This is a genomic window from Streptomyces sp. NPDC048295 (assembly GCF_040652135.1).
Classification (GTDB): Bacteria; Actinomycetota; Actinomycetes; order Streptomycetales; family Streptomycetaceae; genus Streptomyces.
Genome location: NZ_JBEZLL010000031.1, coordinates 77,369 through 88,455, shown reverse-complemented (window position 1 = coordinate 88,455; position 11,087 = coordinate 77,369). Strand labels below are relative to the sequence as shown.

Annotated in this window: 9 protein-coding genes; 1 reads left to right on the top strand and 8 read right to left on the bottom strand. The window is 72.3% G+C overall.

Going from position 1 to position 11,087, the window contains the following annotated elements; translation table 11 throughout:
* Positions 1-120 precede the first annotated feature (120 nt).
* The 8 genes from AB0D53_RS34590 to AB0D53_RS34555 form a co-directional block, all read right to left on the bottom strand.
* Entirely contained in the window at positions 121-1,242 is a 1,122-nt protein-coding gene (locus tag AB0D53_RS34590) for an LLM class flavin-dependent oxidoreductase (protein ID WP_362453218.1), read from the bottom strand.
* A gap of 108 nt (positions 1,243-1,350) precedes the next feature.
* Positions 1,351-2,148: an SDR family NAD(P)-dependent oxidoreductase gene (locus AB0D53_RS34585; RefSeq protein ID WP_362453217.1), complete on the bottom strand. Its 798-nt coding sequence runs from the start codon at positions 2,146-2,148 to the stop codon at positions 1,351-1,353.
* Positions 2,149-2,158: 10 nt separating this feature from the next.
* A complete protein-coding gene (locus tag AB0D53_RS34580) occupies positions 2,159-3,103 on the bottom strand; it encodes an LLM class F420-dependent oxidoreductase (protein WP_362453216.1) in 945 nt (314 codons plus the stop codon).
* Positions 3,104-3,427: 324 nt separating this feature from the next.
* A complete protein-coding gene (locus AB0D53_RS34575) occupies positions 3,428-3,838 on the bottom strand; it encodes a hypothetical protein (RefSeq protein WP_362453215.1) in 411 nt (136 codons plus the stop codon).
* 135 nt (positions 3,839-3,973) lie between these two features.
* Positions 3,974-4,837 carry an isocitrate lyase/PEP mutase family protein gene (locus AB0D53_RS34570; protein ID WP_362453213.1) on the bottom strand — a complete coding sequence of 288 codons (864 nt, stop codon included), beginning with the start codon at positions 4,835-4,837 and terminating at the stop codon, positions 3,974-3,976.
* 488 nt (positions 4,838-5,325) lie between these two features.
* Positions 5,326-6,288, bottom strand: a complete 963-nt coding sequence (locus tag AB0D53_RS34565) for an aminoglycoside phosphotransferase family protein (protein WP_362453212.1) — start codon at positions 6,286-6,288, stop codon at positions 5,326-5,328.
* Between the two features lie 122 nt (positions 6,289-6,410).
* Entirely contained in the window at positions 6,411-8,312 is a 1,902-nt protein-coding gene (locus tag AB0D53_RS34560) for an AMP-dependent synthetase/ligase (protein ID WP_362453209.1), read from the bottom strand.
* Positions 8,313-8,423: 111 nt separating this feature from the next.
* Positions 8,424-9,692: an acetyl-CoA C-acetyltransferase gene (locus AB0D53_RS34555; protein ID WP_362453208.1), complete on the bottom strand. Its 1,269-nt coding sequence runs from the start codon at positions 9,690-9,692 to the stop codon at positions 8,424-8,426.
* A 71-nt stretch (positions 9,693-9,763) separates the two neighbouring features.
* Here AB0D53_RS34555 and AB0D53_RS34550 point away from each other — a divergent pair, with 71 nt between their 5' ends.
* Complete coding sequence (locus AB0D53_RS34550; protein ID WP_362453206.1) at positions 9,764-11,083, top strand: 3-oxoacyl-ACP reductase; 1,320 nt, start codon at positions 9,764-9,766, stop codon at positions 11,081-11,083.
* Positions 11,084-11,087 lie beyond the last annotated feature (4 nt).

The window sequence follows — 11,087 nt, the reverse complement described above, 5'->3', positions numbered from 1 at the left end:
GGCCGCGGTACGCACCCCGGCCCCACGGAGCGGCGGTCCGGGAAGACGCCGCTGGTCGGGGGCGGAATCGAGCCCCTCCGGCGCTTGCGGAGCGGGCCGGGGGCGGAGCCCCCGGAACCGCTACGCCGCGTCGCGGAAGCGGGACGTCCGGTGGACCGGGTCCGTGTCGATCTTCGGGATCACGTGCTCACCGATCAGCTTGATCGAGTTCAGCGTGTCCTGACGGCTCACCCCGATCGGCAGCCCGAAGCTCAGCTGGTCCGCCCCCGCCTGCTCCCACCGCTTGCACTGCGCCAGCACCTCGTCCGGATCGCCGCAGATCATCAGCTCCTCGGCGATCAGCAGCTCGATGATCTCCTCGGTGTACTCCGGGAGCAGTTCGGGCCACTCCGGTATCCCCTCCGGCCGGGGGAACGTGTCGTGGTACCGGAAGAGCAGCGACTGCAGGTAGTTCAGCCCGCCGCCCACCGCGATCTCGACGGCCTTGGCGTGCGTCTCGGCGCAGATGGCGGTGGAGGTGACCATGACGTTGTCGTTGACGAAGTCCCCCACGGGCTCGGCCTCCTTGACGGCCGTCTTGTAGGACTCGACGACCCACTCCATGTCGGAGACCTTCTGCACGCTGAAGCCCAGCACGCCGAGCCCCTTCCTGCCCGCCATCGCGTACGAGGACGGCGAGCCGGCCGCGTACCACATCGCCGGGTGCGACTTCCCGTACGGCTTGGGCAGGATCTTGCGCGGCGGCAGCGACCAGTGCTTGCCCTGGAAGCCGACGTACTCGTCCTGGAGCCACATCTTGGGGAACTCGGCGATGGTCTCTTCCCAGAGTTCCTTGGTGTGGTTCATGTCGGTGATGCCCGGCATGAACCCGAGGATCTCGTGGCTGCCGGCCCCGCGCCCCGAGCCGAACTCGAAGCGTCCCTCCGACAGGTGGTCGAGCATGGCGACCTTCTCGGCCACCTTCACCGGGTGGTTGACCGGGGCCAGCGGGTTGAAGATGCCGGACCCGAGGTGGATGCGGTCGGTGGCGTGGGCGAGGTAGCCCAGATACACGTCGTTGGCCGAGATGTGCGAGTACTCCTCCAGGAAGTGGTGCTCGGAGGCCCAGGCGTACTTGAAGCCGGACTTGTCCGCCTGGATGACGTACTCGGTCTCCTCGATCAGCGCCTTGTGCTCTGCCCCGGGGTCGACCTTGGCCCGCGCGGCGGGCACGTACCCCTGTACAAAGAGCCCGAATTCCAAGGGGGTTCACCGTCCTCAATCGTTTCTGACACTCCGTCAGATCGTGATGCGTCCGACTGTTCCACCGGCACCCGTACCCGTCAATACCTGACGCATCGTCAGCTCGGCTCAGAACAGGCTGACGCCCGCCAGCCATCCCCCGTCGATGACGAACGGCTGCCCGGTGATGTACGAGGAGTCCTCCGAGGTCAGGAAGAGCGCCAGCGCGGCCACCTCCTCCGGCTGCCCGATCCGGCCCAGCGGCACGAGCTTGCGGTACAGCTCGGCCACCGCCGCCTTCGACTCCTCCGGGTCCGCGTCCGGGTCCAGCGCCGCCGGGTTGGTCATCGCGGTGTCCACGGCACCGGGGCAGACGGCGTTGACCCGTATCCCCTTCCCGGCCAGCTCCACCGCCGCCACCCGGGTCAGCCCGAGCACCGCATGCTTGGTGGCTGCGTACGCGCCCACGAACGCCATGCCCGTGAGCCCCGTGTACGAGGCGGTGTTGACGATGGTCCCGCCGCCCGCGGCCTCGATCTCCGGCGCGACGTTCTTGATCCCGAGGAACGCGCCCACCTGATTGACCTGCACCACCTGCTGGAACTCCTCCAGCGGTGTGGACACCAGCTCGTTGAACCGGAGGATCCCCGCGTTGTTGACCAGCCCGTCGATCCGCCCGAAGGCGTCCTTCGCGGCGGCGACCGCGGCCTGCCAGTCCTCCTCCCGGCTCACATCGAGACGGACGAACCGGGCGACGTCCGCCCCCAGCTCCTCCCGTATCTCCTTGGCCAGCGCCTCGCCCTGCTCGTCGAGCACATCGGCGATCACCACCCGTGCGCCCTGCGCGGCGAAGAGCCGCGCCTCCTGCTCGCCCTGCCCGCGTGCCGCACCGCTGATGAGTACGGTCCGCCCGTCCAGCTTGCCCATGGCCTGACTCCTACCTGTCGAGATGGGGGGCGACCTCGGCGGCGAACACCGCCATCTGGTCGGTCAGTTCGCTGCGGCTCCGGCTGCGGAACCGCACCTGGATCTGGTGGACGCCCATGGCCCGGTACGCGCGCAGCGACTCGGCGACGGCCTCCGGCTTCCCGGTGAGGGTGCGCCGCCCGACGGACCACGCCGGCTCACCGACGTACAGCGGCTCGGTGATCGCACCGATGACGATCGGTGCCTCGATCCCGGCCGCCTCCCGCAGCCGCTTCAGCCGGGCGATCTGCGCGGGCAGCTTCTCCCGGGGGTCGCCCTGCGGCAGCCAGCCGTCGCCCCGCAGGGCCGCCCGGCGCACGGCCGCCGGCGAGGAGCCGCCCACCCACACCGGCACCCGTTCCTGGGCCGGCCGGGGCAGCTGCCCGAGGCCGCCGAAGGAGAACCGCTCCCCCGCGAACTCCGGGTACTCCTCCGGGCCGAGCGCCGCCTTCAGCGCGTCGATGGTCTCGTCGAGCACGGCACCCCGCCGCTCGAAGTCCGCCCCGAGCGCCTCGAACTCCTCCGGTACGTGCCCGGCCCCGACCCCGAGGATCAGCCGGCCGCCGCTGAGGTGGTCGAGGGTGGCGTACTGCTTGGCGGTGGCCAGCGGGTGGCGCAGCCCGACGACGGCGACATGGCTCATCAGCAGGACCCGCTCGGTGATCCCGGCGAGAAGGGCGAGGGTGGCGACCGGGTCGTACCAGACGGTGCCCATGGCGTCGGCGAGCCGGCGCGGGATCGCCACGTGGTCGCAGCTCGCGAGGTAGGCGAATCCCGTCCGGTCGGCGGTGCGGGCGATCTCGGCGAGATCGGCGGGGCCGGCCGCGGCCTCCCACCGCTCCGCGAAGATCGCGCTCTGCGACTGGATCGGGAGCTGCATCCCGTACGACAGCGGCCCGGTGGTCGCGATCGGCATCGGGCGGCCTCCTTCCGTTGCACCGGAGGAATCTGACGCACCGTCATATGACGGCCGCGGGGGCCATCGTCGTACGTGACGATGCATCAGACAAGGGGTGTGCGCACCCCGTCACGCCTCCGGTGCCCGACGGGCCGCCTCCACCGGCCGGCCTCTCAGCCCGCGGCGCGACGTCGCGGCGGACTCCGCCGACGAGCAGGGCGATCGCGCGCCGCGTACGACCGTCGTCGTCCAGCACGCCGCACTCCGCCGCCGGACCGGGGAACGTTCCGCCGTCGGGCCCGCGCACGCCGCGCCGGCCCGACGGCGGAACCGCACGCCGCGTCAGGCGTCCGCGTCGCCCTCGTAGTCGTCCCCGCCGGTCGCCGCGCTCTCGGGGGCCGTCGCCTCCTTCTCCTCCTCTTCCTCCTCGTCCTCGTGTTCGTCCGGGGCGGCCTGGAGACCCACGCCCTGCGAGGCCGACACGTTCTGGTCGATCGCGCCACCGCCGCCGTCGTGGTCGCTGCCCGCCGTGCCCTTGCTGAGCGGGGCCAGCACGTTGAGCGTGCGGTCCACCTCCAGCCAGGAGTCGGCGTTGGAATTGTCGATGGTGACCAGGGAGGGTCCGTGGTGCGTCTCCATGCCGCCGTCCGGGGCGTCGGCCCAGGCGGCGCCCGCGGCCCACTGGCCCTGGCAGAGCGCGCCGAGGACGACCGAAGCCAGGGCCGCACGCGCCCTGGACGAGGTGAGTGCCATGTGTCCGTGTCCTTCTTTCGCTGTGGTTCACGTGGCGCCGGGGCCCGTGGAGCGTGGGGGTTGCTCCACGGGCCCCGGCGTTCGGGCGGAGCGGATACGGCCGGGCGCTCCCCCGCACCCGGCGCGCAGTCCGCGTCAGACGGTCACGGGCTCGGCGGCCGAGTGATGCCTGCTGATGTTCTTCTCCAGCAGCTCCGTCGAACGCTGCACCCCGATCCCCTCGGCGGGCACGAACTCGGGAAGCCGCCCGTCGGAGCGCTTGAGATTCGTCAGCGCGCTGTCGATGGCCGCGTGCGCGGCGAAGAGGCAGGGGGTGCTGTAGATGGCCACCTGGCACTCCAGGTCGGTCAGCTCGGAGAGCGAGAGCCGGGGCGACTTGCCGCCCGCGATCTGGTTGAAGAGCAGCGGCTTGTCACCGACCACCGCCCGGATGCGCTTGATCCACTCGACGCTGCGCACCCCGTCGACCAGGACGACGTCGGCGTCCGTCTCGGCCAGCGCCTCGGCCCGGCGCAGGATGTCGGCCTCCTCCGTGGCGTCCGTGCGGGCGACGACCACCAGGTCCCGCCTGCTCTCCAGCACCAGGTTGAGCTTCTCCAGGTACTCCTCCAGCGGCAGCACCTGCTTGCCGTCCGCGTGACCGCACCTGCGGGGGCGCTTCTGGTCCTCCAGGATGATGCCGGAGGCGCCGATCCGCTCCAGTCGCTGCACCACGTGGCAGGCGACCTCGGGATCGACGTAGCCGTCGTCGATGTCGACCAGCAGGTGGTGGGAGGGGAAGGCCAGCCGCAGCCGCTCCACGAAGGCCACCATGTCCGGCCAGGCGATGAAGCCGATGTCGGGGAGCCCGTAGTGGGAGGCGGCGAAGCCGAATCCGGACACGAAGAATCCGTCGTAGTGCCGGGCCACGACGGAGGCCGAGTACATATCGTAAATACCGATGAGCGGAGTCGTTCCCGGAGACCGGACTTCTTCCCTCAGTGCAGTTCCGTAGCGCACAGCGTCTCTCCTTGACCAATGGATGAACGGGTGTCGGGTGATTTACGTCCCGGGTGCCGCGGGCTCCGTCGACGCCGGACCCGGAGCCACCGATGCCTCGGGTGCGGGAACACCGCACGCGGGCTCGCCCGCGAAAAAGGCAGCGGCATTTCCAGCCGCACGGGACGTAGGACTGCCCTCTTGCGAAGACCCGTATATCTATACAGCCATGACCGTGTCTTTACTCCGGAACGCGCCGCTTTTTACCCTGTGTGCGAGGCTTATCGGGCGCACGCAGGGAGCCTTCGGACGGCGCGCGGAATGCGGCGGGCGCTTTCTTTCGGATCATCCGAAACAACAACCCGGGAAAGTGCGGAATGCCTTGCGTATACGCTGTGTTGACGTTTTACGGGACGGCCGGGGCGGCAGCGCGGAGGCCGCCGTCCGGCGGTTTCCCCGACCGCTTCAGCAGTAACGTTCCGCCGTTCCGTGGGCCTTCGGCGGCGGGCCTACCGGTCGAACTGTTCGAGAAGGCTCTCCACATAGCGTTCCAGGCGCTCCGCGAGCACCGGGGGCGTCAGGTCGGTCCGCCCCAGCTCCCGCCACGGGGTCGCCAGTTTCTCCGCGTCCGGGGCGCAGGCGAGCGCGTCCAGCAGCCGCCAGTACAGGTGGTCCGCCGCGCTCGCGGCCGTCCGCCCGCCCGCCGCCTCGTACCGCCCGGCGAAGCTCATCCCGGCCGGGACGCCGTGCAGCAGCGCCAGCGCCGTCGAGCAGTGCGCGACATCCAGGTCGGCCGGGCCCCAGGAGGTCTCGACCCAGTCGACGACCCCGCTGATCCGCGACCGCGCCCCCGCACCGTCGAAGAGCACATTGCCCGGATGGAAGTCGCGGTGCAGGAACTTCGGTACGTACGCGGGAGGTTCGCGGCGGATCACGTCCACCGCCCGCCGCCACAGCAGCGGCCGCCCGGTGGCGCCCGGCACCCGCACCCGGTCCGGCGCGGTCCACGCCTCGTAGTCGCGCGGACGGGTCGCGTCGGTGACCCCGACCGCGTGAATGCCCGCCAGCTGCCCGGCCAGCAGCCCGATGCGCCGCTCCGCCCCCGCGTCCTCGACCCGCACCTCGCCGGGCAGCAGGGTCATCAACAGCGAGGGATGGTCGCAGTGTTCGCCCCGGGCGTCGACGGCCACGCACCGCGCCGCCGGGACGTCCGTACCGTCCAGCAGCCGCAGGATGTCCGCCTCGCGGGTGAGCAGCCCCGGTGCGTGGCGCACGTAGAAGGGCTTGACGAAAGACCGCAGGACCAGCGAACGACCGCCCCGCGGACCGGAGATGTCCAGCCGCCGCATCTGCGAACTCCACCCGCCGAGCAGCCGCCGCACACCCTCGATCCGCTCCCCGGGCGCCAGGTTCTTCTCGGCCCACGTCCGCGTCGCGGCCCAGCCGGATCCGTCGTCCGCCGCTTCACCCATACGGGGAGCCTAAGGGCTGTCCGTTCGGATCACGCAGGGCTCGCGGGGTCAGGCCCGATCCGAACGGCCGGCCCCCTGGGCCCGGTTCGAGGGCAGGGCCCAGCGGCGGCCGACGGTCCCTCTCACTTCCGGTACAGCGCCTCGATCTCCTCCCCGAAGTCCCGCGCGATCGCGTCCCGCTTCAGTTTCAGCGAGGGCGTCAGATGACCGCTCTCCTCGGTGAAGTCCACGGGCAGGACGGCGAACTTGCGGATCGACTCCGCGCGGGAGACCAGCCGGTTGGCCTCGTCGACGGCGCGTTGCAGCGCCGTGCGCAGCTCGTCGTCGTCGACGAGCTGCCGTATCGGTACGTGCTCCTTCTTCTTCATCCGGCGCCAGTGGGCGAGCCCGTCCGGCTCCAGGGTGATCAGGGCGGTGATGAAGGAGCGGTTGTCGCCGACCACCATGCACTGGCCGACCAGCGGGTGGGCGCGCAGCCAGTCCTCCAGGGGCGCCGGGGTGACGTTCTTGCCGCCGGAGGTGATGATGATGTCCTTCTTGCGGCCGGTGATCGTGAGGTAGCCGTCCTCGTCGAGCGCGCCCAGGTCTCCGGTGGCGAACCAGCCGCCCTCCTGTACGGGTACGGCCCGGCCCTGTTCCGCGTCCCAGTAGCCCTGGAACACCTGGCCGCCGCTGAGCAGCACCTCGCCGTCGTCCGCGATCCGCACGGCGGTGCCGGGCAGCGGCCAGCCGACGGTGCCCAGGCGCGGTCTGAGCGGTGGGGTGACGGTGGCGGCGGCGGTGGTCTCGGTCAGGCCGTAGCCCTCGAAGATCTCGATGCCCGCGCCCGCGTAGAACGCCGCGAGCCGGTGGCCCAGCGGGGAGCCGCCGCAGATCGCGTACCGGACGTGACCGCCGAGCGCCGCCCGGATCCGGCGGTAGACCAGCGGGTCGTACAGGGCGCGCGCCGCCCGCAGGCCCAGGCCCGGACCCGGGCCGGTGCCGTGTTCGGCGGCCTCCACGGCCTCCCCGTACCGCTGGGCGATATTTGCGGCACGGTCGAACGACGCGGCGCGGCCCATCTTCTCGGCGGTGGCGCGGCCGGTGTTGTAGACCTTCTCCAGCACGTACGGGATGGCCAGCAGGAACGTCGGCCGGAAACCGGCGAGGTCGGCGAGCAGGTCCTCGGTCCGGATGGACGGGGCGTGGCCGAGGCGGACCCGGGCGCGCAGGCAGCCGATCGCGACCATCCGCCCGAAGACGTGGGAGAGCGGAAGGAAGAGCAGCGTGGACGCGGGGTCCTTGCTGATCGACTTGAACACCGGGTGGAGGAGTTCGATCGCGTTGTCCACCTCGGCGAAGAAGTTGCCGTGGCCGAGCACGCAGCCCTTGGGCCGGCCGGTGGTGCCGGAGGTGTAGATGAGGGTCGCGGGGGTCTCCGGCTCCAGCGTGGCGCGGCGGGCGGTGACGGTCTCGTCGGGGACGTCCCGGCCGAGGGTCTTCAGCCGGCCGAGCGCGCCCGTGTCGAACTGCCACAGGTGGACGAGATGGCCGAGCTGCTTGCGCTCCTGGCTGATCAGCCGGCCCTGGTCCGCGGTCTCGACGGCGCACGCGACGGCGCCGGAGTCCTGGAGTATCCAGCGGGCCTGGAAGGCGGAGGAGGTCGGGTAGACGGGGACGGTGACCAGCCCGGCGGCCCAGGCCGCGAAGTCCAGCAGGGTCCACTCGTACGTGGTCCGGGCCATGATCGCGATCCGGTCGCCGGCGGCGAGGCCCTCCGCGATCAGGCCCTTGGCGACGGCGAGCACCTCGTCGGCGAACTCCGCCGCCGTCACGTCCTGCCAGCCGCCGTCCGGCCGTTTGCGGCTGAGCACGGCGTCGGCGGGGGCCTCGCGGGCGTTGTCGAACGGGATCTCGGCGAGCGAGCCGCGGCGGACGGGCGGTGCGGCGGGCGGTACGGAGACCTGCCGCACCGAGCCGTCCGCGGCCCTGGACCTGGCCGGCTCGACGAGGACGGGGGCGGGGGCGGTGGGTGGCGTGGACACGTGCGGCTCCTCAACGTGGGGTCGGGTGATCTCGCCGGTCCGTCCGGCGGCCGGTTCGTCCGAGGCGTCAGGGGTGTGGTGGGTGCCGGAGATGCCAGGAGTGCCAGGGCGTCAGGGGCGTTCGAGGACGGCCGTGACGCCCTGGCCGCCCGCCGCGCAGATCGAGATCAGGCCCCTGCCCGGCGCGTCCCGCTCCGCCAGGAGCTTCGCGAGGGTGGCGACGATCCGGGCGCCGGTCGCGGCGAACGGATGGCCGGTGGCGAGCGAGGAGCCGGCGACATTGAGCCGGTCCCGGTCGACCGGCGCGAGGCCCTGCTTCTCCCAGGCCGCGAGGGTGGCCAGCACCTGGGAGGCGAAGGCCTCGTGGATCTCGAACAGGTCGAAGTCCTCGATGGTGAGCCCGGCGCGCTCCAGCATGCGCGGCACGGCGTACGCGGGCGCCATCAGGAGTCCGTCGTCGCCGTTCACGTAGTCGACGGCCGCCGTCTCGTACAGGGAGAGAAAGGCGAGCGGCTCCAGGCCGTGCGCGCGGGCCCACTCCTCGCTCGCCAGCAGGACGGTCGCGGCGCCGTCGGTGAGCGGGGTGGAGTTGCCCGCGGTCATCGTCGCGTCGGGCCGGCCGGTGCCGAACACCGGCTTCAGCGTGGCGAGTTTCTCGACCGTGGAGCCGGGGCGGAGGTTCTGGTCGCGGGTCAGGCCCCGGAACGGGACGACGAGGTCGTCCAGGAAGCCGCGCTCGTACGCCGCCGCGAGCCGCTGGTGGCTGGTGGCCGCGAGCAGGTCCTGGTCCTCGCGGGTGATGCCCCACCGGCGGGCGGTGACCGCCGCGTGCTCGCCCATCGAGAGGCCGGTGCGGGGTTCCGCGTTGCGCGGGACGTCCGGGACGAGGTGCCGGGGACGTACGCCCGCGAGCGCCTTGATCCGGGCGCCCGCCGACTTGGCCCGCCGGGCGTCGAGCAGCAGCCTGCGCAGCTCGTCGTTGACGCCGAGGGGCGCGTCGCTCGTGGTGTCGGTGCCGCCCGCGATCGCCGAGTCGATCGCCCCGAGCATGATCTTGTTCGCGGCGGCGACGACCGCCTGGAGGCCGGTGCCGCAGGCCTGTTGGACGTCGTACGCGGGGGTGCGCGGGTCGAGTGCCGAGCCGAGCACGGTCTCGCGGGCCAGGTTGAAGTCGCGGCTGTGCTTGAGCACGGCGCCCGCGGCGAACTCGCCGACCCGCTCCCCCCGGAGTCCGAACCGCTCGACCAGACCGTCCAGGGCGGCCGTGAGCAGCTGCTGGTTGGAGGCCTGCGCGTACGGGCCGTCGGAGCGCGCGAACGGGACGCGGCTGCCGCCGATGACCGCGACCCTGCGGGGCTGCGGGAGTTCGAGGGGGATCATCTCGACCAGCTCCTGACTCTTGAGTAACCTTACTCTGGAGTAAATCTACGACCGAGCAGGGAGTCTGGACAATGGCCGACCGCTATCTGCACTTCACCGGCACAGCACCCGGCCGTTTCCTGACCCGGCGGCTCAGGCTCCCGCAGCCCGCCCCGCTGCGCCGCTGGTCGTCGGCGGCCCCGGCGCTGGACGGCCCGCTGCTGCACCTCACCGCCGGGGACTCCGCGGTCACGAAGGAGCTCGGCGCACTCCTCGCGGCCACCGGCCTCGACGTCACCGGACGCGCCGACCGGCCCGCCGGGATCGTGCTGGACGCCACGGCCGTCGACACCCCCGGCGGCCTCGCGGCGGTCCACGCCGCGCTGCACCCCGTGGTCCGCTCCCTCGCCCCGGGCGGGCGCGTCGTCGTGCTCGGGGTGCGGCCGTCGGCCGACGACCACCACCAGGGAGCCGCCCAGCAGGCGCTGGAAGGGTTCGTACGCTCACTGGGCAAGGAGATCGGCAGGGGCGCCACCGTACAGCTGCTCCGTATCGCACCGGAAGGCGTCGCCGGGGCCGAATCCACCCTGCGCTTCCTGCTCTCGCCCCGCTCCGCGTACATCAGCGGTCAGGTGATCGAGCTGACCGCCGCCACGCCCGGCCCCGTCGCCGACTGGGCCGCACCGCTCGCCGGGCGCACCGCACTGGTCACCGGCGCGGCGCGCGGGATCGGCGCCTCGGTCGCCGGGGTACTGGCCCGGGACGGCGCCCGGGTCGTCTGCCTGGACGTCCCGCAGGCGGAAGACGAGCTGGCCCGTACCGCCGAGCGGCTCGGCGCCACCGCGCTGCCGCTGGACATCACCGCCGACGACGCGGCGGAACGGATCGCCGCCGCGGCCCCCGACGGCCTCGACGTCCTCGTCCACAACGCGGGCATCACCCGCGACCGCCGCCTCGCCAACATGCCGGCGGACCGCTGGGCCTCGGTCCTCGACGTGAACCTCGGCAGCGTGCTGCGCACCACGGACGCACTGCTGGCGGCGGGCGCCGTCAACCGCGGCGGCCGGATCGTCGCCACCGCCTCCATCGCCGGCATCGCGGGCAACAACGGCCAGACGAACTACGCGGCGAGCAAGGCGGGCATCATCGGGCTGGTCCGCGCGCTGGCCCCGCGCGCCGCCGCCGACCACGGCGTCACGGTCAACGCGGTGGCCCCCGGCTTCATCGAGACGAGGATGACCGCCGCCGTCCCCCTCTTCATCCGGGAGGCGGGACGCCGGATGAACTCCCTCTCGCAGGGCGGTCTCCCGGTCGACGTGGCCGAGACGACCGCCTGGTTCGCCCAGCCCGCCTCCACCGCGGTCAACGGCCAGGTCGTGCGCGTCTGCGGCCAGAGCCTGCTGGGGGCGTGAGCCG

What these genes read in the sequence shown, in the direction of transcription:
- AB0D53_RS34585 (WP_362453217.1), bottom strand. Translation starts at nt 2,148, where the DNA reads ATGGGCAAGCTGGACGGGCGGACCGTACTCATCAGCGGTGCGGCACGC.
- AB0D53_RS34580 (WP_362453216.1), bottom strand. Translation starts at nt 3,103, where the DNA reads ATGCCGATCGCGACCACCGGGCCGCTGTCGTACGGGATGCAGCTCCCG.
- AB0D53_RS34575 (WP_362453215.1), bottom strand. Translation starts at nt 3,838, where the DNA reads ATGGCACTCACCTCGTCCAGGGCGCGTGCGGCCCTGGCTTCGGTCGTC.
- AB0D53_RS34565 (WP_362453212.1), bottom strand. Translation starts at nt 6,288, where the DNA reads ATGGGTGAAGCGGCGGACGACGGATCCGGCTGGGCCGCGACGCGGACG.
- AB0D53_RS34555 (WP_362453208.1), bottom strand. Translation starts at nt 9,692, where the DNA reads ATGATCCCCCTCGAACTCCCGCAGCCCCGCAGGGTCGCGGTCATCGGC.
- AB0D53_RS34550 (WP_362453206.1), top strand. Translation starts at nt 9,764, where the DNA reads ATGGCCGACCGCTATCTGCACTTCACCGGCACAGCACCCGGCCGTTTC.